Genomic DNA, 23,912 nt, shown 5'->3' with positions numbered 1-23,912 from the left:
ATTGCTTCGCAATGCCACCTTCTCCCGCAAGGGGAGAAGGGGACCGCGCTAGACTCAGTGAGGGGACACTCCTACCCCCGCGCCAGCGGCAGCTTGGTGCCGGCGGCTACGCGCTCGGCCAGCACGGCCTGGCGGAAGCGGAACAGCTTGGCCGGGCGGCCGATGGTCTCGGCGGCGATCTCGCCGGTCTCCTCCACCAGTTCCTGCTGCTCGATCAGGCGGCGGAAATTCTGCTTGTGCACCAGGCGCCCAGCCAGGGCCTCGACGCTGCGCTGGAGCTGCAGCAAGGTGAAGGTGGCGGGCAGCAATTCGAACACCACCGGGCGGTATTTGATCTTGGCTCTCAGACGGGCAATGCCGGTGGCGAGGATGCGGCGATGGTCGGCATGCATCGGCCTGCCCGGCACCGCTTGCGAGGCCGGCACCGCTTGCGCGCCCGCAACGCCGTTCGTGGCAGCTTCCGGTACCAGCCCGGCCTCGTAGAGCAGCTCGTAGCGCTGCAGCACGAGCTCCTCGTTCCAGGCAAAACCCTCAAGCCCGAAGGTGATATCGACCCGCTGGGACCTGATCTCCCGCATGGCCGCACTGTCGACCGCCCCGGCCCAGGCACGCAGCGGCGCGACGATTCCCGTCTGGAAGAAGGCCGGCAGGCCGGCGCGATGGTCCTCCCAGGGGAAATACTCATACCAGTCGCGCCAACCGGTTTCCTCGCCTCCACCGGCATTTTCCCGCGTCAGGCCTAGATAGGAGATCGAGATCGCCCGCTGCATGTCCTGCGCCCCGCGATCGTTGTCGGCGAAGGTATAGAGCTGCTCGACATAGCCGAGGGGATGGCCGGTCTGGCGTTCCACCCAGGCACGCAGCCCGGTCTGCAATGAGCGATGGCCGGCCTCGAAGGGACCGGAGGGCAGGCCCCTGCCCTCGCGCACCGTCATCACCCGCGGCCGCCCTGCGGTCACCGCCACGAGGACGGCGATCAGGTCGGCGGTGACGAGGTTGCCGGTCTCTGGCGGCACGATCGATTTCTCCTGGTGACAAAGCCGATATCTGGTGCGGAGACTCGCAGTTGCACCCGGCCGGGGCAAGCAATCGGCAGCTTTTGACCAAAGGTTTCAACAGGTGAAGCGACGCAGCGCCCTCAATAAATCGTAGCCTCCGTCCCCTCCAGCAGCACGGCGGTCAGAGGGCCGCCGAAACAGGCGCCGGTGTCGAGATTGATGCGGTTGGGCCTGAAGGTCGCGATATCGACCGGCGTGTGGCCATGCACGATGCGCTTGCCGAAATCGCCATCCCAGTCGAGGAACTCGTTGCGGATCCAGAGCAGGTCCTCCTCGTCCTGCCGGTCGGGCGGGCGGCCGGGGCGGACGCCGGCATGAACGAAGAAATAATCACCGCAGGCATAGCTGAGCGGCATTTTCGCCAGAAAGGCGAGGTGATGCTCCGGTATCGCGTCGAGAAAGGCGCGGCGCAGGTCGTGAAGCGTCGGGCCTGCGGCCAGGGCCCGCTCCAGATCGACGCCGTAGCTCGCCAGCGTGCGCAGGCCGCCATTGTGCAGCCAGGCCTCGGCATCCTCGCCGCCACGGATGAAGTCGAGCATCATGGCTTCGTGATTGCCCTTGAGCACCACGAGCTCGCAGCCCGGCAGTCCAGCCGCGAGGCGATCGACCACACGGGCCGAATCCGGGCCGCGATCGACGAGATCGCCGACAGAGACGACGATGTGCCGTCGCTCCGGCAAAGACGCCAGGCGCGCCTCGATCTGTTCGAGCAGGATCTCCAGCTTGTCGTAGCAGCCGTGCACGTCGCCGAAGGCGATGACGCTGACATCGTCGGGGATAGCGGGCAGATGGAATGACCCCATGATGCGCTCCCTCCATGCGACACCATAAGGGGCGTGCGGGCCGCGCGGCAAGGGGCGGCAATGCCCCGGGAGCGCGAGCCTCAGGGGCTCAGAATACCACGGCCTCGATGCCCTCGAACCGTACAGCCGTCAGGATGCCCGAGGCATAGGCCTTGGTGTCCAGATTGATGCGGTTGCGGTTGAAGTCCGGCTTGCGCACCGGTGTGTGGCCGTGGACGATCTTCTTCTCGAAGCGTTGCGTGGAATGCAGGAACTCCTCGCGAATCCAGACGAGGTCGCGATCGTCCTGCTCGGCCAGCGGCACGCCGGGACGCACGCCGGCATGGACGAAGAAATAGTCGCCGATACTGTAGGAGGTGGGCAGGCCGCGCAGGAAATCGAGATGCGCCTGCGGTATGGCTGAAAGCATGTCCTGGCGCAGGCGGTCCGGCGTCTTCTCCACCTTGTAATTCTGCCGGCTGGCAATGCCATAGCTCTGCAGGAAGGCGTCGGCGCCGAAGAAGCTGCGCCAGGCATCGCCGATCGGCTTGTCGTCGAGAAAGCCGAGCAGCGCGTCCTCGTGGTTGCCCAGGAGCACCACCAGCTCACAGCCTCGCACGCCGTTCATCAGCCGCTCGATCACGCCGGCGGAATCGGGGCCGCGGTCGATGAGATCGCCGACGCTGACCACGACATGCTTGAGGCCCGGCAGCAGCGACGCCCGCCTTTCGATGCGCGTGAGCAGGGGTTCCAGCAAATCGAGCCGCCCGTGGATATCGCCGATGGCGATGACGGAGGTCTCAGGCGGCATGCTGGGCGGTTCGGGAAAGCGCTCGATCTTCTTCTTGGCTATCGGTTTGGCTATTGGTTTCTTGGGCATGGCGGGCTCCCTCTCCCACACCGGGAGAGGGTTGGGGATTGAGATCCCTTACTTCCGCGTGCCGGCCCCAAACGTCAACAAGAGGGGGCAATTGTGACGTGGAGAACTCGAAGTGGAGATGACCCTCCCAGGATGAGGAGGGTCAGGTTTCCCCTCAGCTTCGCGGCTTGGCGTTTGCGGGGTCGTAGAGCGGCTTATAGCCGACGCCGGCCACCTCGACCGGATAGGTCTCGCCGAAATACTCGACCTGGAACTTGCGACCCTCCTGCGCATAGGCATGCGGCAGATAGGCGAGCGCGATGTTCTTGCCGATGGTCGGGCCATAGGCGATCGAATAGGTGTAGGACCGGCGACCGAGTTCGTCGACCAGCGTCTCGCCGGTCTCAGGGTCCATCACCGGCAGGATGCCGACGGGGTAGCGAGCGACGCCCTTGGCATCGACATTGTCCGTGATCACCAGCGTACACAGCATGGCCGGCTGGTGGGCGCGGGCGCGGTGCTCCAAATGCCTGGCCTTGCCGCAGAAATCGGCCTCCTTGACCTTGGGGCGCTGGAGATCGGTTTCGATCAGGTTGTACTCGGTGTTGAGCTCGGCATTCTGCAAGCGCAGGCTCTTTTCCATGCGGCGGGAATTGGCATAGGTCTCCACGCCGACTGCCATCACCCCGGTGGTGCGCAGCGCGTCCCAGACGGCAAGGCCGTCCTCGTAGCGCATGTGCAGTTCCCAGCCCTGCTCGCCGACATAGGAGATGCGGAAGGCGGAGACGTCCTTGCCCCCGATGTGGATCTGCTTGATGGCGGCAAAGGCGAAGTTCTCCGGATCGAGCCCGGTCGGGTCTTCCACCACCTTCTTCAGATTGACGCGGGCATTCGGGCCCCAGATGCCGATGGTGACGTATTTCTCCGAAGTATCGGTGACGGTGACGTCGAAGCCCTTGTCCTGGGCAACGCGGCGCAGATAGTTGAGATCGCGCGGGCCGGCATCGGCGCCGTCGACCACGCGGCAGCGGTCCGCCATGCGGAACACGGTGAGGTCCGCGCGCACCATGCCGTTTTCGTCGAGGAAATGGGTGTAGATGCCCTTGCCGATATTCGCGTCGCCGCCGATCTTGGCGGCGCAGACCCATTCCATCAGCGCGACATGGTCAGGCCCCTCGACATCGATCATGGCGAAGTGCGAGAGGTTGATGATGCCGCAATCCTCGCTCATGGCGAGCTGTTCGGCATTGGAGACGCGCCAGAAATGGCGGTTGTCCCATTCGTTCGCGCGCACCGGCACGCGGTTTCCGTATTTCTCGAGCAAATGCTCGTTGGCGGCGTAGCCATGGGCGCGTTCCCAGCCGCCGAGCTCCATGAAATAGCCGCCGAGCTCCTTCTCGCGCTCATAAAAGGGCGAGCGCCTGATATTGCGGCCGGTGTCATAGGGCTCACGCGGATGCACGGCCGGATTGTAGATCTTGCGGGCCGCCTCGCCGCAACGCCCCTCGATGAAGCCTTCCTCCAGCATGTGCGGGGAGAAGCGGGCATAGTCGATCTTGTTGTGGTCGATCGGCGTGCGCCCGTCTGTCATCCAGTCGGCGATGAGCTTGCCCATGCCGGGGCCATCCTTGACCCAGATGGCGACCGCATACCACAGGCCCCGCACCTTCTGGCTTTCGCCCATGGAGGGGCCGCCATCGGTGGTGACCTGCAGAAGGCCATTGAAGGAATGGCCCTCATTGTAACCCAGCTCGCCGAGAATCGGCGTCAGCTCCATGGCGCGTTCGAGTGGGCCGATGATCTGCTCCATGTCGAGGTCGCGCTGCGAGGGCGACAGGCGCGCCTCGTGCTTTTCGAGAAGGTCACGCGGATGGCACAGGCGCGGATTGGTCTCCTCGTAATAGCCCCACTCGATCTGGCCGCCTTCGGCGGTCGTCGGATCGCCGGTGTCGCGCATATAGGCGGAGTTGCCCTGGTCGCGCATCAGCGGCCAGCCGATCTCCTTGCCGGTGCCGGCGAACTCGTTATAGGGCCCGAAGAAGGTAAGCGGATGATCGACCGGCATCACCGGCAGGTCCTCGCCGGCCATCTCGGCGATCAGGCGGCCCCACAGGCCGGCACAAACAACGACATGATCGGCCTCGATAGTGCCGCGGCTGGTGACCACGCCCTTGATGCGGCCGTTCTCGATGATGAGCGACTGAGCCGCCGTGTTGGCGAAGACCTGGAGCTTGCCGGCGGCCTCGCCCTGGTCGACGAGCTTGCCCGCCACCGTCTGCGAGCGTGGGATGACAAGGCCGGCATCGGGATCCCACAGGCCGCCCTGCACCAGATGCTCCTCGATCAGCGGGAACTTCTCCTTGATCTCGGCCGGCTCGATCAGGCGGGCACGGGTGCCGAAGGCTTTGCCGGAGGCAACCTTGCGCTTGATCTCGTCCATGCGGGCATCGTCGCCCACGCGGGCCACCTCGATGCCGCCGACGCGGGCGTAGTGACCCATCTTCTCGTAGAAATCGATGGAATAGAGCGTGGTCCAGCAGGACAGGAAATCGTGGCTGGTAGCATAGCAGAAGTCGGAGGCATGGGCGGTGGAGCCGATATCGGTCGGGATGCCCGACTTGTCGATGCCGACGATGTCGTCCCAGCCCCGCTCGATCAAATGATGGGCGATCGATGCGCCGACGATCCCGCCCAACCCGACGATGACGACCTTCGCCTTTTTTGGAAACACTGCCATTTGCCTGCGACTCCGGATGCGTTGCGGGAAACCCTAGCGCCTCAGCCGCCGCGGTTGCTGCCTCAGTGCGACCTTCTCCCAAGGCCACGCGACCACAACCGCAGGATGCGGCGCCGATGCCATCCCGTTGCCGATTAGCTCTATAGAAGACGCGCTGGAACGATGTCGCATATGGGCCGGGACATGGCCAGAAAACGACGTCGACGAGAATCCTGTCGCCGAGGTTGATCGCCAGCTGAACTATTCCCTTCTCCCCCTGCGGGAGAAGGCGCCGGCAGGCGGATGAGGGGTCTCGCAACTTGTTCAGGTCGTGCTTGCGAGTGAGCATCAGAAAAGTCAGGTCGCGAGCCCCCTCATCCGGCGCTTCGCGCCACCTTCTCCCACAGGGGGGAGAAGGAGAGAACGCCCTGTGCGCACTGTCACGGCGGTATCCCGTTGCCTGTGGCTTGGTCGGGCATCCACGCACCGGGCCCTGCCATGAACCGCTCCCTTCGTCCTCCCTTGCTCGCCGTCTGCCTCGCTTGTCTCTGGCCGGCCGCAGGCTCCGCCATGGAGCTATGCCATCTGCGCAAGACACCGGATGGTTTTGTCGCCCTGCGCGCCGGTCCCGGCCCGCAGCACCGCCTGATCGCCCGCATGAAGCCCGAGGACGAAGTGCAATATGGCCAGGGGCGCACAGGCAAATGGGTCGAGGTCACCTGGTGGCGCGGCGATTCGCGCCTTGAGGAGGATGGCTTCAGCAAGGGCATCCATGGCTGGGCCTTCTCGCCGCTGATCGCCAAGGATTGCGGGTGAGCCCCAAGCGGGGCGCCGTGCCGTTATGCTTGAGATGACGGGGCGTTTGCGCCTAAGGGTGAACGTTCCAGCCTTCTTTCAGCCTACGGACGCCCACCATGCATGAGCCCCTCCCCTTCTCCGATACCATGAACGGCGCCGAAAGCCTGGTGCGCACGCTGGTCGATAGCGGCGTCGAGGTCTGCTTTGCCAATCCCGGCACCTCGGAAATGCATTTCGTCGGCGCGCTCGACCGCATCGAGGGCATGCGGCCGGTGCTCGGCCTGTTCGAGGGCGTGGTCACCGGCGCGGCGGATGGCTATGCCCGCATGACCGGCAAGCCGGCGGCGACGCTGCTGCATCTCGGCCCGGGCCTGGCCAATGGCCTCGCCAATCTCCACAATGCCCGCAAGGTGCCGGTGCCGATGGTCAACATCATCGGCGACCATGCCTCCGCGCATCAGCGTTTCGATGCGCCGCTGACCTCCGATGTCGCCGCCTTCGCCCGCCCGGTCTCGCATTGGGTGCATTCCTCCCCCAACGCCCGCAGCGTCGCCGCCGATGCCGCCCGCGCCGTGCAGGCGGCCCGCACCGCGCCCGGCCAGATCGCCAGCCTGATCCTGCCGGCCGATACCGCGTGGCTCGTTGCCGACAGGCCGGCCGCGCCGCTCCCTGTCCTCGGCCCCGCACCCGTTTCGGACACCGCCGTGACGCAATCGGTGGCGGCGCTCGACGCGGGCGGTCCGGTTGCCTTCCTCTTACGCGGCGAGGCCCTGCGCGGCCGCGGGCTGGCGGCAGCGGGCCGCATCGCGGCCAAGACCGGGGCCCGGCTGATCTGCGACACCTTCGTGCCGCGGGTCGAACGCGGCGCGGGGCGCATCAAGGTGGAAAGGCTGCCCTACCGCCCCGGTCCCGCCCTCGATTTCCTCAAGGGCACGCAGACCCTCATCCTGGTCGGCTCACAGGCACCGATCGCCTTCTTCGCCTATCCGGGACAGCCGAGCGAGCTGACGCCGTCCGGCTGCCGGCCTCTCGTGCTCGCCTTTCCGCATGAGGACGGCACCGGCGCCCTCGAAGCCCTAGCCGAGGCGATCGGCGCGACTGCGCCCGGCAAAGCCTCCGCGCACGCCCCGCCTGCCCTGCCTGCGGATGGCCGCATCACCGCGGAGGGCATCATGCGCATCGCCGGGCATTTCCTGCCCGAGAACGCCATCATTTCCGACGAGACGATCTCCTCGGGCTTTCCCTTCTACCCGCTCAACGAAACGGTCGCGCCGCATGACAGCCTCCAGCTCTCGGGCGGGGCGATCGGCGACGGCATGCCGGTGGCCACCGGCGCCGCCATCGCCTGCCCCAGCCGCAAGGTGGTGTCACTGCAGGCGGACGGCAGCGCCATGTACACGCTGCAATCGCTATGGACGCAGGCGCGCGAGCGGCTCGACGTCACCACGGTCATCTATGCCAACCGGGCCTACAAGGTGCTGATGGACGAGGTCGCGGGCGTGGGCCTCGGCAGCATCGGCCCCAGGGGGCAATCCATGTTCGATATCGGCAATCCCGATCTCGATTGGGTGAAGCTCGCCGAGGGCATGGGCGTGGAGGCAGTGCGGGCGGAGAGCCATGCCGCCCTCGCCGACGCCTTCAAGGCCGCGATGGGACAGCGCGGGCCGAGGCTCATCGAGGCGGTGCTCTGAGCGGTTCTCATCGAAAGAAAGAGCAGCGAAGAAGCCCGGCAGACGTTCGTCTTGCGGAGCTGAACGCGGAATTTGGCGTGCCGATCTCCAGATCGGCATACTTGGAAACGACGCGCTCCGGCAAGAAGATGCCGATCTCGCTCCATCACTTGATGGAGCTGAGAAGATCGGCACACGGTCTTACCCGCTACACCCGCCCGCTCAGGTGCCTTACCTTGCGCAGTTCGGGGAACCAGTACCACCACAGGCCGGCTACTGCGATCGTGGCGACACCCCCAAAGATCACGGCGGGCACGGCACCGATCAGCCCCGCCGAGATGCCGGCACGGAACTCGCCAAGTTCGTTGGAGGCACCGACGAAGACCTGGTTGACCGCGTTCACCCGGCCGCGCACCGCATCGGGTGTCCAGAGCTGGATCAGGGTCTCGCGCACATAGACGCTGACCATGTCGAGCCCACCGAAAAGCGCGAACGCCAGGATGGAAAGCCAGACTGCCGTCGAGGCGCCGAATAGAGCAATGGAGGCACCGACCAGCGCCACACAAACGAACATGATCACGCCGGCATGATCCCTGATCGGGTGGCGCAACAGGATCGCCGCCACCACGATGGCGCCAACGCCGGGTGCCGCCCTGAGCATGCCGAGCCCCCAGGGACCGACATCGAGGATGTCGCGGGCATAGACCGGCAGCAGCGCCGTAGCGCCGCCGAGCAGCATGGCGAAGAGATCAAGCGAGATGGCACCGAGCACGATCTTCTCGCCCCAGATATAGCGAAAACCCGCCAGCAGCGTCTCGAAACTCGGCTTTTCCTTCGCCGCCTTCAATTGCGGCGGCGGCGCGATGGTGAAGGTCAGCAAGGCGGCGAAGCCGAGCAGCACCAGGGCCGTGCCATAGGCGGCATTGGCCGAGACGCCGTAGAGCAGGCCGCCGGCAACCGGACCGATCACCGTTGCGATCTGCCAGGACGAGGTGCTCCAGGCAATAGCGCTGGCGAGGTCCTCCTCCGGCACCAGATTGGGCATCAGCGACTGCTGCGCCGGGCCGAAAAAGGCCCTGAGCGTGCCGAATACCACCAGCGTGACGAAGATCGGCAGCGCCGTCTGGCTGCCCCATAGCCCGAACAGCATCAGCGCAAGGGCGCAGAGCGCTTCGCCGGCCAGGCAGATCGTCATGATGCGCACGCGGTTGAAACGATCCGCCACCGCACCGGTGACTAGCACCAGGAGGAAGGCCGGCAGGAACTGCACCAGCCCGACAATGCCGAGATCAAAGGGATCGCGCGTGAGGTCGTAAACCTGCCAGCCGACCGAAACGCTCATGATCTGGGCGGAGAAACTGCCGAGGAAACGCGCCAGCCAATACCGCGCAAAACCGCCGTGACGGAAGGCGCCTGCGCGCGAAAAAGAAAGATCTGGCATACCGGGAACCGAAAAAAGGAGGCCTCCTTGTAGAAAGACAGCGGGTTGGGGGCAAGATCCCGCGGACGAAACCTAGCCGAACCAGGCGCGCCCTTCCGGCCTCGCCGGTAACAAGCAGATCACCGTATGACGTTGATATCGCAGAGCAGATCCACCTTCGAATTTTCGGGATGGTTCCACGTCATCTGGCCGATCGTCTTCGCTGCGATGAAGGGAGCCGAAAGCAGCGCACCGCGAGAATTGGCGACTCGCAACCCGTATCCACCGTGCTCCTGCACGACCTTGACCGTCCAATCCTCCTCGCGCAGATCCGGAAACAGCAGAAGGGTGGTGCCTGTGGTTCCTTTCAGTTTTGCGCCGCCTTTGCCATCAAGGACGAACTCCATGGCATTGTCGCCCTCGCGGCAGATCATGGTTCTCTGGGGCGGTTGATCGGCGCAGACGGATTGAGCCCAGCATGCTCCGACGATCGCCAACGGGGCGATTATCGACAAGAGCAGTCGCCGGCGGCTCAGGCTGGGATATTGCAGCTTTGCCGAATGCAGGAAGGCACCTAGCCGGATAGACGCTTTCACCGCGGGATTCGCCGCCTGCATCGCTAGTCCTTGAGTATCGTACCGAAAAGTGAGCGCCAGTTTTCGGCAAAAATGCTGCGGATGTCGATCCTGGTTTTGGACGCAGCGAGCCGAAACTCTCGCCGCGTCCGTCTGTTTGCCTGCGCATCTAGGCGGCGGCCGCCTTGGCGGATTTCACCACCGCCGGATCGATCCAGCCGCCGAAACCGACGGCGATCCGGTTCCAGCCATTGATGACGTTGATCAGGAGGGTGAGTTTGACCCGCTCCTCCTCGCTGAAATGCGCCTTCAGGGCCTCATAGGCCGTTTCATGCGCATGCCCCTCGGAAAGCCGCGTCAAGGCCTCGGTCCAGCCGAGCGCGGCCCGCTCGCGATCGGTGTAGCAGGGCGCCCCGCGCCAGGCCGGCAGCAAATAGATGCGCTGCTCGGTTTCGCCGTTTTCGCGGGCGAACACCGTGTGCATGTTGAGGCAATTGGCGCAGCCATTGATCTGGGAGGCACGGATCTCCACGAGCTCGCACAGACCCGGATCGACATTGGCGGCGATGACGAACGAAACGCGCTGCCACTCCTTCATCAGGGTGGGGGCAGCGGCAAGGGGGTTGAGCTTGGCGGTCATGGTCGGTCTCCTTGTTGGTACCGAGGTCATGACGATCTGGGATTCGGCTTTGTGACATTCCGGTGGGCTTTTCTGTCACCGACGCCGGTTCCGGCAGCCTTCACACAGTGGCCTCGCCTAACCTTTCCCGCAGGAAGCGGCGGGTGAGTTTCACGCCCGTCGGCGAGATGGTGTGGCCGACGCCCCGCAATATATGGCTTTCCACCGTCATGCCGGCCTCTTGCAGCATGGACCGCGCCCGCCGGGTTTCCTCGGATGGCACAGCGCCGTCGGCGCTGCCATGCACCAGCAGCACCGGCGTGACCCGGGCTGGCGTGAACGGCTCGGGAGCCACGAAGCGGCCGGAGAGCAGCACCATGGCCCCCACGGGCCAGCGGCCGCGGGCCAGGGCGTCGAAAGCCAGGGTTGCGCCCTGCGAGAAGCCGACCAGGGCGACGCGCTCCAGCCGGTTCCCCAGGCCATGGGCGACAACGAGGGCGTCGATCAGTTCATCGAAGGCCGCCCGCGCCGCCATGATGCGCGCCAGCCGATTTTCCGGCGTGACGCCCTCCAGGCTGTACCATTGCCGGCCCGGTCCCTGCTCATAGGCAAAAGGCGCGTCCGGGGCGATCACCGCCGTCTTGGGCAGTGATCGCCGCAGCACGGCCGCCAGCGGGTCGAGATCGTAGCCGAAGGCGGCGACGCCATGCAGAAGGATGACCAGACTGTCCGGCGTCGCCTCCATTGCAGCATTCCACCCGGCAATCTCAGCGGCTTCCGCCCACCCTGCTCCGCAGCGCCATGCCCGTCATCACCGAGGCGAAGCCGTAGAACAGGAGTTCGACGCCGAGAAGAATGCCGAGCAGCGAGGAGGCCGACTGCTGGAAGTCCGAGAAGATCAGAACCGCCAGCAGAATCGAAATCAGGCCGGACAGCAAAAGCCAGGTCCAATTGGCGGAGGAGCGGATGTTGAAGGCGATGATCACTTTGGCAAGCCCGTAGATCAGGAACATCGACCCCAGCAGGGCCGTCAGGGAGACCACGCCGGCCAGGGGATTGAGCAACAGGGAAGCCCCGAGCAGCAGTGCGAGAATGCCCATGAGCGCCGTCATCAGGAAGCCGCCCCAGGCCCGGATTACGGTGGCATGCACCAATTGCCCGACGCCCAGCACGATGAAGGCCCAGGCTGCCCACACCACCACCACCAGCGAGGCGAAGCCTGGATGGATCAGTGCCAGGATACCGCCGATCACCGCGATCAGGCCGAGAATGACGAACCAGGGCCAGGACCGCTGCAGAACTTCCATCGTCGTCTCCCCCTTTGCCGTTGAAGAACAATGGACAACATAGCATTGCCGCCGCGGGATTCGAGCTTTCGACGACAATATGGTTTCAGCGGCCCTTCACCCCGCCTCGAGCCTTTGCCGGTTCACCAGCAACCGCCTCCAATATCCTGCCTCCGCCGCACACGTCGCTTTCCGGCAATTCGGCGGCGTGCTTGAGCCGCAGGCGGGCGACGCATTCCCCTATTCAAGTCTCAGGTCCAGAATTCTCGGGAGAACACCATGACGGACGCAGCCGACAACGCCACGCATACCGAAGCTCCGTCCGCCTCGCGCCGCGGGCGCGACGCCCGCCGGGCCGCCCGCGTGCAGCGCGGCGGCGTCTCGGTGCCCTATATCACCCGCAATATCCCCCTCACGGAGGTGCTCTCCGAAGAGGCGATGCAGATCATCGAGCACAATGCCGAGACGCTGCTGGAGGAAGTGGGCATCGAGTTCCGCGAATATCCGCGCGCGCTCGAACTGCTCAAGGCAGCCGGCTGCGACATCAAGGGGGAGCGGGTGCGCTTTCCGCGCGGCCTTGCCCGCAAGCTGATCCAGACGGCGCCCTCGCAATACACCCAGCATGCGCGCAATTCGGAACGCAATGTCGTCATCGGCGGCAACAACACGGTGTTCGCACCCAATTACGGCTCACCCTTCGTGCATGACCTCGACAAGGGCCGGCGCTACGGCACCATTGAGGATTTCCGCAATTTCGTGAAGCTGGCCTATGCCAATCCCTATGTGCACCATTCGGGTGGCACGGTGTGCGAGCCGGTCGACCTGCCGGTGAACAAGCGCCATCTCGAGATGATCTATGCGCATATGCGCCTCAGCGACAAGCCGTTCATGGGCTCGGTCACCGCACCCGAGCGTGCCCAGGACACGGTCGACATGGCCAAGATCCTGTTCGGTGAGGATTTCATCCAGCAGAACACGGTGTGCACCAGCCTGATCAACGCCAATTCGCCGATGGTGTGGGACAACACCATGCTCGGCGCGGCCGACGTCTACGCCCAGAACAACCAGGCCTGCATCATCACGCCCTTCATCCTCTCCGGAGCCATGAGCCCGGTGACGGTGGCTGGCACCCTCACCCAGGTGCTGGCCGAGGTCCTGGCCGGCGTCTCCTTCCTGCAATTGGTACGCCCCGGCGCGCCGGCCATCTTCGGCACCTTCGTCTCCACGCTCTCGATGCAGTCGGGCGCGCCGACCTTCGGTACCCCGGAAGCCGCCCTCGCCATCTATGGTGCCGGCCAGCTCGCCCGCCGCATGAAGCTGCCCTTCCGCTCCGGCGGTTCGCTCTGCGCCTCCAAGGTCCCGGACGCCCAGGCAGCCTATGAAAGCGCCAATACGCTGCTGCCGGCCATGTTCGGCGGCGTGAACTTCATGCTGCATTCGGCCGGATGGCTGGAAGGCGGACTCTCGGCTTCCTATGAGAAGTTCGTGATGGATTTCGACCAGCTCGGCGCCATGCACGTGCTGGCCAAGGGCGTCGACATGTCCGAGAACGGCCAGGCCATGGATGCCTTCCACCAGGTCGAGCCGGGTGGCCACTTCCTCGGCTGTGCCCACACCCAGGCCAATTTCGAGACCGCCTTCTACCGCTCCACCATCTCCGACAACAATTCGGTGGAACAGTGGGAAGCGGAGGGCAAGCAGGATGCTGCCCAGCGCGCCAACAAGATCTGGAAGAAGACGCTGGCCGACTACGAGGCTCCCGCCATCGACCCCGGCATCGACGAGGCCCTGCGCGACTTCATCGAGCGCAAGAAGGCTGCCGTTCCCGACGCGAATTACTGAGGGTGCCTCTCTCATCCCTCTCCCGGCCGGGAGAGGGGGTATTTTGTAGAGGTCACACCGCCCCTCACCGTACCTCTCCCCGTAAGAACGGGGCGAGGGGGCGCAAGCGTCGCGATCGATCCTCGGACCTTTCATCTCGCCCGACGATTGCGCGAGATGGGACGCTTTCGGTTTGGAATGCGCGGTCGAAACCCCCTCGCCCCGTTCTTACGGGGAGAGGTACGGCGAGGGGCTACGCGACTTCAGCGGTAGGGGAGCGATACCAGCCCGCCAAAATTTGACTTGTCGACTGTCATTACGAGCGTAGCGAAACACCGCAAGACGCGCTTCGGCTGTTCCTCGACACTCTCATTAAGAATTGCTGCGTCGGAACTTGTTGCCCTGCGGATAGTCCAAGCCTGTTCGCAATCGCCTCCGGTCAGTTGCCAAAGTCACTGCCCAACCTATGGTGACCCAAGCCTCTTGCGATTTGACGACGTCGCCGTGAATCGCAGGAACATCCGGAAACAAAGAGCCTGAGCAAAGCATCGCATGGGAAAATCGTCATGATTGGCCGCAGGGCATTCCTGGCGAGTATCGCCGCCAGCCTGGTGACATCCGCCCGTGCCCAGGAAGCGGCTGCGCCAGATGCGAGCGGCACCGTGCTCGGCTCCTTCCAGGTAGAGCCCCTGTCCGGCCTGGCCGATATCCCCGCCCCCACGCTCGAAGCGCTGCAGGACCAGGTCACCGTCCTGAATTTCTGGGCCTCCTGGTGCGAGGCCTGTCGGGAGGAGCACCGCTATCTCGTCGACCTCCAACGCAAGGGCATCCGCATTGCCGGCGTCGCCGTCCAGGATCGAAACGAGGCGGTGCTGCACTATCTGGAGAAGGCAGGAAATCCCTACGGCCTCGTCGGCATCGACAACAAGCGCGAGCTCATCACCATGCTGTCCTTGCGTTCGATCCCGCAGACCTTCCTGATCGGCCGGCGTTGCGAGGTCGTCTGGCAGACGGATGAGGGTCTCGACAACGCGCTGGTGGCCGAGCTCCTCGGCAAGATCGAAGCCATCAATGGTTAGCCTTGCCGTTCTGAGGCCCTGTGGATTGCTTCGTCGCGATCAAGCCTGCGCCTTCCTCACAGAGCAGCCACCTTGCGCCGGATCTCGGTGATCTCGTCGGCATGATCGCCGCTCTCGGAGAGAAGGCCGATCAGCGCTTCATAGGCGTCGGCCTGGTTTTCGACCGTGGCCCCGCGCAGGTGTGCCAGCTTCTCCAAAAGCTCGATCTGGCGGCGGCGCGTGGCAATGGCAGGTTCGGTGCGGCCCAAGCCCTGTTCGGCCCTGGCGATCTTGTCGAAGATGCGGGCACGCCGGCTCAGGAGGCTGTTGTTCTCAGGGTCGTCGGCGAGGCTCCTGTCGCTCGCTTCGAGCGCCTTGCCGAGATGGGTCAGCGCCGCCTGGTATTTGCCGGCCTCCAGATAGGTGTCGCCGATATTGATGCTCGATACTGCCAGGAAATCCTGGTCGAACCTCTTTTCGCCGAGCTTGTCGAGATGGGCGAGATTGGTCGCCTCCGCTCGCTTGTAATGGATCAGCTTCATCATGGTGGAGCGCGCCGCATGGCCCATCGCCACCTGGATCGCCGACATCGCCTCATAGGAGCCGCCCTTATCGGGGAAGCGTTCGAGCAGCGTCGCTCCAACCTCAGCCCCTTCCTGGTAGCTGGCCTGCGCGCCCTTGTCGTCACCGACATGGCGCTGCTCGTCGCCGAGGTCGCGCAGAGCCCAGACATAGTCGTCGAGTTCATCGAAGCCCGACGGTTTCTTGTCCTTCAACTCGCGCCGGATCTCCACGCGCTTGCGGGCCTGGTCGAGTGCTTCCTTTTCCCGGCTGGCCGTATCGAAGGCGTCGGAAAGGTCGCGATGGGCTCGTGCGAGATCGTCCAGTCGGCCGGCCCGCTCGGCGGGATCGCGCACCAACGGCTCGCGCAGGGCGACCTCGCGCTCCAACAGACCGATGCGCGGCGCCTCGATGCCGGCCTCCTCCAGACGCTTGGCCGTTGCATGCAGTGCATCGGCGATCTGCAGGCGCAGGCGTGCCCTCTCCTTCTCATCCAGCCCGTCGAGCGCCCGCAAGCGAGCCTCGTCGGCATAGCCGATCAACAGGCGCGCATGGGCGTCGACATCGAAGCTGCGGGCATCCCGCCGGCCGAGGTCGAACAGGTTTCGCGCCGTCGCGAAAAAGCGCCAACTCCGCTCCCCATCGAACGGCGCGTCCGCCAGTTCGGCCAGGGATTGACGATAGCGCCGCATCGCTGCCTCGATCTCCCCCTTCGCCTGGTAGCGGGCGGCGATCATGTCGCGCAACTGTGCCCGGCGCTCGGGCTCGGCAAGAACGGCGAGCAGCTTCGTCTCGATGGCTTCGGCCGCGGCCACCTCCTGTTTGTCGATGCGCTCGCCCGCCAGCGTCACGCCAGCCAGGATGAGTTCGTCGCCACTGCCCAGGGCCGGTTCGCCCTGCGTCCTCGAACGCAGCCGCGCCAGTCCCTCGACGAGAGTGACGGCGGCGCGGTCCGGCTCGGTCTTGCCCTGCGCCCTCGCCCTGACCCGGTAGCTGGCGACGAGAGCCTGGACCTGAATGGCATCGGGGCGCGGCGAACCCGGCGCCGGCTCGGCCAGGGCGGCGAGAGCCCCAGCGTCGGCGAGGGCCAAGGCTGTCTTGTCGGTGAGGTTGCGTTCGTCGGCCCGGGTCGTCAAGGCGCTCACCAGGGACCTGCGCGCCTTTGGATCGGCGGGCGCGACGATGGTCCAGCGGCGGCAGATCTCGACGAGGCGGTCATACCGGCCCTTGTCATAGTAATTGTCGCGCAGTGCCTCGACCAGGAGCGGGAAGCGAGCCGGATCACGCGGAGCCCGTTCGAGTCGGGCAGAAAAGGCTTCAATCGCCGCCCGCAACATGGCGGCCTGGGCCTTGCCGACATCACGATCGTAGTCCTCGATCGCCTCGTCGAGATCGAAGACCGCCCGGCGGGCGATCAGGCCTGCCAGCAGGTCGGCGTCATCCACCGTCAGTCCGGCCTGTCCACCACGCGCGCCACCGCTGCGCAGGCTATGGATGTCGGCGAGTGCCGTCTCGACGAGTGCCGTGATCCTGGCGTCGGCCTCCTCCCCCTCGGCATCGATGGTGGGAATGCTGAGCAGGCGTGCCAGGGCCGCGACCATCGGATCGCCCGCCTTGCCGGCCTTGGCGAGGAAATCGGCCAGGGAGGCGGCGATGGCCGCCTGCTTGCGGTCATCGCCGCCCAGCACGATCAGTTCGAGCCTGGCAAGGTCATCCGCGGGATTGGCCTCAAGAACCTTGCCCAGGCGCTCGATTCGAGCCTGCCGATCCTTTTCGTCCATGTCCTGGAGGATGGTGAGCGCCGTCTGATAGGGCAGGCCCAGCGCGGTCGTGCTCGTCGCCGCACAGGCGGCCGGGCTCCCTGGACAGGGTGCAGCGACGACCGGTGACGCCACGAAGGTCAAGCCCAGAACCAACCAGACGCCAACTCGCCACCCGGATCGCATGCCACCCCTCCGCAACCGCAAGACGTTACGTCATCCTGGCTATGAAAGGAAACAGGAGCGTGACCCTGGTTCAGGGGGCAGCAAGCCGTATCTCCAAGCTGTGTTTTCTCGGTGTCGAATCGCACGGAAACGGCGATGTGGCAGTGGCATTGTCATCCCATCAGAGCAAGCGCAGCCCGCGCAAGAACAGAGATGGGAACGAGACGATGTTGAAGAAGATCCTGACCGGAACCCTGGTTGCCGCCACGCTGGCCGGTACTGCCATTGCCACCACCGGTTCTGCCGAAGCCCGTTATGGCCGTGGTGGCGCCTTCGCCGCCGGCGCTGGCATCGGCCTGCTGGGCGGCCTGCTCGCCGGCTCCGCCTACAACAACAGCTATTATGGCGGCGGCTATTACGACGAATATCGCCCCGTCTACTATCGCCAGTATCGCCGCTGCACCATCCAGAAGCGCTGGGTCGAGGACTACTATGGCGGCCACTGGGCTCGCGTGAGGGTCTGCTACTGAGTTGCGTTGCGTTCGAGTTGCGTCAAGTCGCGTTGCGTCATGTTGAGTTGCGTCATGTTGAGTTGAGTTTTGGGGCCCCGCCACAGCGGGGCCTTTTGCTTGTTCGCCTCGGCATTCCCGGCCGGCGCGGCACGCTGCCCTCGCCGCCAGGCGACGGGGCTTACGCCGGTAAGGCGCAGGAATTCGCGGTTGAAATTGGACTTGCTGAGAAAGCCGGCCTCCATCATCACCTGGATGATGGAGGTATCGGTCGAAGCGAGCAGGCGGCAGGCCTCCTCGATCCGGTATTTGTTGACGTAATGCGACACGCTCATGCCGTGAATGCGGTTGACGGCCGAGGAGACCCTGCGTGCCGGCAGGTTCAGGCGCCGGGCAAGCCGCCCGAGATTGAGATCGACATCCTTGTAGAGCTGGCGTTCCGCCATCAGCGCGTCGAGCGCCTGGGCGACCACCTTGTCCTCGTCGCTGCCCGGCCGGATCGGCGGTTCGGCCGCCGGGAGCTCGGCCTCCTCGGCCGGCGCCGCCGATCCCGCCGAGGCGGCGGCCACTCCCAGCACCAGCAGCACCACGACATTGCCGCCGGACACCATGGCCTCGGAAATGACGCCTCCCATCCAACGCATGTCGAGGCTGATGGCGATATCCATCAGCCCGGAGAGCAGGCAGGCCACGGCGGTGATCTGCAGCGCGCGATAGGACCGCAGCACGCCGTCCAGCCGGGGCGCTATCAGCACGTCGGGGCCGGCCAGCGCCAGCCGGGACAGGGCGAGGCCATAGCCAAGAAAGGCCAGGATTACCACGAGGTCGATCGACATCGATGAGATCGTAAAGAGCAGTCCGACCAGGCCAGCGGGCATGAGATGGGGCCAGACCTTGGCCCAGCGCAGTATCGGACCTTCGCCGGTGAGACCGCGGAAGGCAAGCCAGGCCAAGGCAGGCGTCAGCGCGGCCAGCATGGCCTGCAGCGAGATGAAGGTCCTGATCCCATAGCCCCAGCGCAGGCCGAGCAGCACGGAGAGCACGGTGAAGCCGAGCAGGAGCAGGAAGAAGGCATTGTCGCGCCAGGGACGATCGTCCTGCCGCGCCATCTGCACCAGCAGGATGGCAAAGAGCAGCGCGCTGACGAAGGGCAGGGGCACGAAGGTCATGAGGTGCTTCCAGAATGGGAGGAATCTACACCATTTCTGTCCTCGATCACGTTCGGATTCGTCCCCGATCGCAATCGAGGTCGCCGGATGAGGCGATTTCCGGCTCCGTCTTCCTGTCGCGCCACACGGGAGACAGCCATGAAAGCACTATTGGTCGCCGCCGCCCTGTTCATTACTGCCGGCTGGATGGCTCCAGGCGGAGCGCGCACCAGCCTCGGTGAAGTGGATGCCGGCTCAGTGAGGTCGGTGGTTATCACCGGCCCGGCGGGCCTGATCCAGCTGACCGCCAGCCGCAACGGCCCCTATCGCGCCGAGTTGCGCAGCCGACCGGATGGCTGGTTCGCCTTCTGGCGATCGAGCTGGAGTGCGGGTGGCTGCGAGAACGCCGGCTCGATCCGCCTGGTTGGCTCCGAGCTGCGGGTCGACACCGGCAATCGCGCCTGGTTCGGCGCCTCCGATTGCCGTCTCGAACTTGACGCCACCCTGCCCGAGGGTGTCGCCGTCTCCATCGAGCAGAATGCCACCTCCAGCCAGCTGTCGGGCAACTTCGCCTCGCTCGACGTCGACAGCAGGGCCGGCGACATCGCGCTGGAAGGCCATGCGCGCATTGTTTCGATCGAGGGCAATGCCATCCGAGCCCGCCTCTCCTATGCCCGCGTCGACCAGGACGAAAGCATAACCCTTGGCGGCAACGCGATCGATGCGGAGCTGCGCTTTGCCGGCGCGGCGGCGGTGAATTATGCGGTGAGCGGCCATGCCTCGCTGGTCGACAGCACCCTGCCGAACAGACCGGGCGTAAAGCCGGCCATCGCCATCAAGGGTGATTTCCTGCGGGTGCACATCGCCGGAGGGTGAGTGCCGACAGGACGGGTTTTCGCCCTCTTCGGCGTCCCCGCGATGTAAGGGCGAAGCCCTCTACTTCCTTACGCCATAGGCGGCCATGAACACCCTCACGGCTGACTGTGCCACCTCACGGATGCGATCCTTGGTCGGCGGCGTGTTGTTGGCCATGAAAAACATCGGCTTCAGCAAGGGGCCGTGCGACATTTCCAGGAACTGGGCGGCGGCAAGCTCGGTATCCTCGATGGCGAGTTGGCCGGCGGCCACGCGCAGATCGAGATATTTAGCCAATTGCTTGCGCGAGTGGCCAGGCCCCGCATTGTAGAAATGGGCTCCGATATCGGGCATGCGTTCGGTGATGCCCATCACGGCGCGCATCGCCGAGATGATGCGCGGCTGGCAGATGAAGGCGGTGATCGCGGCGGAAAGCTCCAGCAGCGTGCCTTCGACGTCGGGGGAGTTGTAATCGAACTCGAAGATGCGCTCGACATGGGAGGAACGCTCCTCGTCGACGATCGCCGCGAACAGGCGCTCCTTGTTCTCGAAATAGACGTAAAGAGTGCCCTTGGAGACGCCTGCCTCCTTGGCGATGTCGTTCATGCTGGCGCCTTCGAAACCATGGGCCAGAAAGACGCGACGGGCGCCATCGACGATCTGGCGGCATTTGGCGTTGTCGGCGGCCGGTGGGTCGGTAGCCGACTCTTTCGCGGGCACCGGGCTTTCGGCGAGCATGGCTGGAAGTCCCCAAAAAATGACTGAACCGTTCGGTTCGATTTTTATTGCGTATCGCAGCGCAACATGATAGTCAACGAAAACTGACTGAACCGTTCGGTTCGATCCTAACAGTCCCAGCCAGACGGTATTGATCTTGTCGACCGGAGCGAAACGCGTTTCCCTGGAAGCGAATTTTACTCCAAGCCTTTGTTTTAATGCATATTTGCGATCCTTGGCATAACCACCCAAATCGTAGAATGCTCCGGGGCAAGATCAACACGGTCTGGTTTTGCAGACAACTTATCCGAGTTGTCCAGGGGCGCCTCACCTTCCGGTTGGGAGATTATGATGGACGCAGCTCGCGACCACAATGCCGTGCCGGGTGGCCAGGGAGCCACCGGCTCTGCCGATGTTACCGACAACGTCGTGACCCTGGAGCGCCAGCGCACCGACGCGCCGGAAGCGCCCGAGACCAAGAAGACCGAGCCCCAGAAGACCGAGGCTCCTGCGGCTCCGGCGCAGACCAAGCCTACCGCCGCTGCCGGCAAGAAGAAATCCAAGGCCCGCACCGTACTGCCGATCCTGCTGATCGTCGCCCTCGCGGCGGGTGGCTGGTACGGCTATGAATGGTGGACCAATGGCCGCTTCATGGTCGAGACCGACGACGCCTATGTGCAGGCCGACGTCTCGACCCTGGGCGTGAAGGTCTCGGGGTATGTCGACGCCGTGCCGGTGCAGAACGGCGACAGCGTCAAGGCCGGCGACGTCATCGTCAAGCTCGACGACACCGATTATCGCACTGCGCTCGAATCCGCCAAGGCCAAGCGCGTCACCCAGAACGCCACCATCGCCCGCATCGACCAGCAGGTCGTGGCCCAGCAGGCGGCGATCGAAACCGCCAATGCCGGGGTCGCCTCGGCCAAGGCCGGCATCGAAGCGGCACAGGCCGGCATCGACTCGGCCAAGGCCGAGATCGTGCGCGCCAATGCCGCCTTCGAGCGGGCTGACACGCTGGCCGCCCAGAATTTCGGCTCCAAGGCCACGCTCGACCAGGCTATCGCCGACCGCGACAAGGCCAATGCCGGCCTCGCCAGCGCCAACGCCTCGCTCACCAATGCGCAGGCGAGCCTGAACAGCGCCCAGGCCAACGTGATCGCGGCCAAGGCCAATCTCGCTGTGACGCAGGCTCAGAAGGCCGAGGCCGAGCAGGGTGCCAAGGAGCTCGACGTCGCCATCGTCAAGGCGCAGAACGATCTCGACGCCACCGTGGTTCGCGCACCCACCGACGGCGTGGTCGGCAACCGCGCCGCCCAGCCGGGCCAATATGTCTCCCCCGGTTCGCGCCTGATCGCGCTGGTGCCACTCAAGAGCATCTACATCGCGGCCAACTTCAAGGAAACGCAGCTCGGCCCGCTGGTATCAGGCCAGAAGGTGGAAGTCTCGGTCGACTCGATGGACGGCAATATCTTCGAAGGCGTCGTCGGCAAGTTCTCGCCGGCCTCCGGCTCGATCTTCAGCCTGCTGCCGCCAGAGAACGCCACGGGTAACTTCACCAAGATCACGCAGCGCGTGCCTGTTCGCATCGAGGTGCCCGCCGACCTCGCCCTCAGCGGCAAGCTGCGTCCCGGCCTGTCGGTGGTGGTGACGGTCGACAGCCGCACCGGCCCGAAGGGGTAGTGCCACGAGAAAGCCTTCTCCACGCGGTGGGGAAGGTGGCCCGGCGAGGCCGGGTCGGATGGGGTGTGGTCCGCTCGCGCGCCCTATCCGGATAAGATCAACGAACGGCCCGCACCCCATCCGGCATTTCTTCGAAATGCCACCTTCCCCACTGCGTGGAGAAGGCTTTCGCGCGCTTCGTCCGGCAAGGATGCGGCGAAAAGGACCAGGAGGCCGCCATGGCCACCGCAACCGCCACTGCCATTCCGGCACCCGCCGACGACAAGATCGACAAGCGCAAGCTGATCGCCTTCCTGGCGATGGTGTTCGGCATGTTCATGGCGATCCTTGACATCCAGGTCGTCTCCGCCTCCCTGCCCCAGATCCAGGCCGGCCTCGGCGCTTCCGGCGACGAGATCCCCTGGGTGCAGACGGCCTATCTGGTCGCCGAAGTGGTGATGATCCCGCTCTCGGGCTTCCTCTCCCGCGCCTTCTCGACGCGCTGGACCTTCGCGGTGTCCTGCGCAGGCTTCACCGTCATGAGCTTCATGTGCGGTACCGCGACCAACATCAACGAGATGATCATCTACCGCGCGCTGCAGGGCTTCATCGGCGGCGGCATGATCCCCACGGTGTTCGCGGCCGCCTTCACCATCTTCCCGCGCTCCAAGCAGGCCATCGTCTCGCCGATGATCGGCCTGGTGGCAACCCTCGCCCCCACCATCGGCCCGACGGTGGGCGGCATCCTCACCGATGCGATCTCCTGGCACTGGCTGTTCTTCATCAATGTGGTGCCGGGCGTCATCGTCACGCTGATGACCTTCTCCATGGTCGATTTCGACGAGCCGGACCTGTCGCTGCTCAGCAATTTCGACTGGACGGGCCTGATCTCGATGGCGGTGTTCCTCGGCGGCCTCGAATATGCGCTGGAAGAAGGGCCGGGACATGACTGGTTCGCCGAGACGCCCGTCCTGGTGATGTCGGTGCTCGCAGCCATCGGTGCCCTGGTGTTCTTCGCCCGCGTGCTGCTGGCAAGGCAACCCATCGTCGATCTCTACGCCTTCAAGGACGGGAACTTCGCCACCGGTTCGCTGCTTTCCTTCGTGCTGGGCGTCGGCCTCTACGGCCTTACCTATCTCTTCCCCGTCTATCTTTCCGCCGTGCGCGGCTATGATTCGCGCATGATCGGCGAGACCATGTTCGTCACCGGCCTGTGCATGTTCTTCACCGCGCCGATCGCGGGCAATCTCACCCGCTTCGTCGATCCGCGCCTGATGATCGCTGGCGGCTTTATCGGCTTTGCCGCCGGCACCTGGATCATGACCGGCATCACGCATGACTGGGATTTCTACGAGATCCTGCTGCCGCAGGTCCTGCGCGGCGTCTCCTTGATGATCTGCATGGTGCCGATCTCCAACATCGCCTTAGGCACCCTGCCTCCCGCCCGCATCAAGAACGCCTCCGGCCTGTTCAACCTGATGCGCAATCTCGGCGGCGCGGTGGGGCTTGCCATCATCAACACCTCGCTCAACAAGCGCCAGGACCTGCATCTGTCGCGCCTGGGCGAGGCGGTGAACTGGAGTCGCGACAACGTCCTGCAGGCCTATGACAACATGAAGGCGGGCTTTGCCGCCTTCGGCGCGGCCGCCGACCAGATGACCGTTGCCAGGCTGGTCAGCCTGATGCGGCGCGAGGCGTTGGTGATGGCGTTTTCGGATGTGTTCCTGCTACTGACGCTGCTGTTCGGCCTGCTCAGCCTCTCCGTCTTCATGCTGAAGAAGCCGCAGATGCCGGGCGGCGGCGGTGGCGGCGGGCATTGAGGAATTGGGAGGCCGGCCCGAAGACCGGCCCCCAACAGCCTTGCAACGAACCCCGA

General features: G+C 64.9%; 20 protein-coding genes. 8 read left to right on the top strand and 12 right to left on the bottom strand.

Annotated features, from left to right (window positions below):
• Window positions 1-71: 71 nt before the first annotated feature.
• The 4 genes from ACR9ZN_RS27185 to ACR9ZN_RS27170 all read right to left on the bottom strand — a co-directional run bounded on the left by ACR9ZN_RS27185 (window position 72) and on the right by ACR9ZN_RS27170 (window position 5,436).
• The gene (locus ACR9ZN_RS27185; RefSeq protein ID WP_441773306.1) at window positions 72-1,016 is read right to left on the bottom strand and encodes an NUDIX hydrolase; all 945 of its coding nucleotides are present in this window, start codon (window positions 1,014-1,016) and stop codon (window positions 72-74) included.
• A gap of 122 nt (window positions 1,017-1,138) precedes the next feature.
• Window positions 1,139-1,861 (bottom strand): metallophosphoesterase family protein, encoded by a 723-nt coding sequence (locus ACR9ZN_RS27180; RefSeq protein WP_454812397.1) that lies wholly within the window; start codon window positions 1,859-1,861, stop codon window positions 1,139-1,141.
• Between the two features lie 88 nt (window positions 1,862-1,949).
• Window positions 1,950-2,720 carry a metallophosphoesterase family protein gene (locus ACR9ZN_RS27175; RefSeq protein WP_434959528.1) on the bottom strand — a complete coding sequence of 257 codons (771 nt, stop codon included), beginning with the start codon at window positions 2,718-2,720 and terminating at the stop codon, window positions 1,950-1,952.
• A gap of 154 nt (window positions 2,721-2,874) precedes the next feature.
• A complete protein-coding gene (locus tag ACR9ZN_RS27170; protein ID WP_481273661.1) occupies window positions 2,875-5,436 on the bottom strand; it encodes a GcvT family protein in 2,562 nt (853 codons plus the stop codon).
• A 477-nt stretch (window positions 5,437-5,913) separates the two neighbouring features.
• Here ACR9ZN_RS27170 and ACR9ZN_RS27165 point away from each other — a divergent pair, with 477 nt between their 5' ends.
• Window positions 5,914-6,231, top strand: a complete 318-nt coding sequence (locus ACR9ZN_RS27165) for an SH3 domain-containing protein (protein ID WP_454812395.1) — start codon at window positions 5,914-5,916, stop codon at window positions 6,229-6,231.
• A gap of 98 nt (window positions 6,232-6,329) precedes the next feature.
• Window positions 6,330-7,904 (top strand): acetolactate synthase large subunit, encoded by a 1,575-nt coding sequence (locus ACR9ZN_RS27160; RefSeq protein WP_481273660.1) that lies wholly within the window; start codon window positions 6,330-6,332, stop codon window positions 7,902-7,904.
• A 187-nt stretch (window positions 7,905-8,091) separates the two neighbouring features.
• Here the strand turns inward: ACR9ZN_RS27160 and ACR9ZN_RS27155 are convergent, their stop codons facing one another.
• The 5 genes from ACR9ZN_RS27155 to ACR9ZN_RS27135 form a co-directional block, all read right to left on the bottom strand.
• Entirely contained in the window at window positions 8,092-9,324 is a 1,233-nt protein-coding gene (locus tag ACR9ZN_RS27155) for an MFS transporter (protein ID WP_454812391.1), read from the bottom strand.
• 119 nt (window positions 9,325-9,443) lie between these two features.
• Window positions 9,444-9,899: a hypothetical protein gene (locus tag ACR9ZN_RS27150; protein WP_481273659.1), complete on the bottom strand. Its 456-nt coding sequence runs from the start codon at window positions 9,897-9,899 to the stop codon at window positions 9,444-9,446.
• Window positions 9,900-10,047: 148 nt separating this feature from the next.
• Complete coding sequence (locus ACR9ZN_RS27145; RefSeq protein ID WP_481273658.1) at window positions 10,048-10,518, bottom strand: carboxymuconolactone decarboxylase family protein; 471 nt, start codon at window positions 10,516-10,518, stop codon at window positions 10,048-10,050.
• 100 nt (window positions 10,519-10,618) lie between these two features.
• Window positions 10,619-11,242: an alpha/beta hydrolase gene (locus ACR9ZN_RS27140; RefSeq protein WP_441773315.1), complete on the bottom strand. Its 624-nt coding sequence runs from the start codon at window positions 11,240-11,242 to the stop codon at window positions 10,619-10,621.
• 22 nt (window positions 11,243-11,264) lie between these two features.
• A complete protein-coding gene (locus ACR9ZN_RS27135; RefSeq protein ID WP_481273657.1) occupies window positions 11,265-11,804 on the bottom strand; it encodes an HdeD family acid-resistance protein in 540 nt (179 codons plus the stop codon).
• Between the two features lie 258 nt (window positions 11,805-12,062).
• Here ACR9ZN_RS27135 and ACR9ZN_RS27130 point away from each other — a divergent pair, with 258 nt between their 5' ends.
• Together ACR9ZN_RS27130 and ACR9ZN_RS27125 are read left to right on the top strand one after the other, a co-directional pair.
• Window positions 12,063-13,625: a trimethylamine methyltransferase family protein gene (locus ACR9ZN_RS27130; RefSeq protein WP_434959519.1), complete on the top strand. Its 1,563-nt coding sequence runs from the start codon at window positions 12,063-12,065 to the stop codon at window positions 13,623-13,625.
• 545 nt (window positions 13,626-14,170) lie between these two features.
• On the top strand, window positions 14,171-14,683 hold the full coding sequence (locus ACR9ZN_RS27125) for a TlpA family protein disulfide reductase (RefSeq protein WP_441773318.1): 513 nt from the start codon (window positions 14,171-14,173) through the stop codon (window positions 14,681-14,683).
• 56 nt (window positions 14,684-14,739) lie between these two features.
• On the opposite strand, the gene ACR9ZN_RS27120 is transcribed toward ACR9ZN_RS27125, so the two are convergent.
• Window positions 14,740-17,169, bottom strand: a complete 2,430-nt coding sequence (locus tag ACR9ZN_RS27120; RefSeq protein WP_481273656.1) for a coiled-coil domain-containing protein — start codon at window positions 17,167-17,169, stop codon at window positions 14,740-14,742.
• Between the two features lie 206 nt (window positions 17,170-17,375).
• On the opposite strand from ACR9ZN_RS27120, the gene ACR9ZN_RS27115 reads away from it, so the two are divergent.
• On the top strand, window positions 17,376-17,678 hold the full coding sequence (locus tag ACR9ZN_RS27115; protein ID WP_434959515.1) for a hypothetical protein: 303 nt from the start codon (window positions 17,376-17,378) through the stop codon (window positions 17,676-17,678).
• Here ACR9ZN_RS27115 and ACR9ZN_RS27110 read toward each other — a convergent pair.
• Window positions 17,672-18,826, bottom strand: coding sequence for a helix-turn-helix domain-containing protein (locus tag ACR9ZN_RS27110; RefSeq protein WP_481273655.1), 1,155 nt, complete (start codon window positions 18,824-18,826; stop codon window positions 17,672-17,674). The genes ACR9ZN_RS27115 and ACR9ZN_RS27110 overlap by 7 nt on opposite strands.
• A 138-nt stretch (window positions 18,827-18,964) precedes the next feature.
• Between ACR9ZN_RS27110 and ACR9ZN_RS27105 the strand changes: the two genes are divergently transcribed.
• On the top strand, window positions 18,965-19,681 hold the full coding sequence (locus ACR9ZN_RS27105; protein ID WP_454812380.1) for a hypothetical protein: 717 nt from the start codon (window positions 18,965-18,967) through the stop codon (window positions 19,679-19,681).
• Window positions 19,682-19,741: 60 nt separating this feature from the next.
• Here the strand turns inward: ACR9ZN_RS27105 and ACR9ZN_RS27100 are convergent, their stop codons facing one another.
• Entirely contained in the window at window positions 19,742-20,398 is a 657-nt protein-coding gene (locus ACR9ZN_RS27100; RefSeq protein ID WP_481273654.1) for a TetR/AcrR family transcriptional regulator, read from the bottom strand.
• A 327-nt stretch (window positions 20,399-20,725) separates the two neighbouring features.
• Between ACR9ZN_RS27100 and ACR9ZN_RS27095 the strand changes: the two genes are divergently transcribed.
• Both ACR9ZN_RS27095 and ACR9ZN_RS27090 read left to right on the top strand, forming a co-directional pair.
• A complete protein-coding gene (locus ACR9ZN_RS27095; protein WP_481273653.1) occupies window positions 20,726-22,057 on the top strand; it encodes an HlyD family secretion protein in 1,332 nt (443 codons plus the stop codon).
• A gap of 218 nt (window positions 22,058-22,275) precedes the next feature.
• Window positions 22,276-23,856: a DHA2 family efflux MFS transporter permease subunit gene (locus ACR9ZN_RS27090; protein WP_481273652.1), complete on the top strand. Its 1,581-nt coding sequence runs from the start codon at window positions 22,276-22,278 to the stop codon at window positions 23,854-23,856.
• Window positions 23,857-23,912 lie beyond the last annotated feature (56 nt).

The organism is Labrys sp. HAY1-8F, from assembly GCF_056754975.1.
Note: the sequence above shows the minus strand (reverse complement) of the source record. Positions and strands in the feature narration are given on the sequence as shown.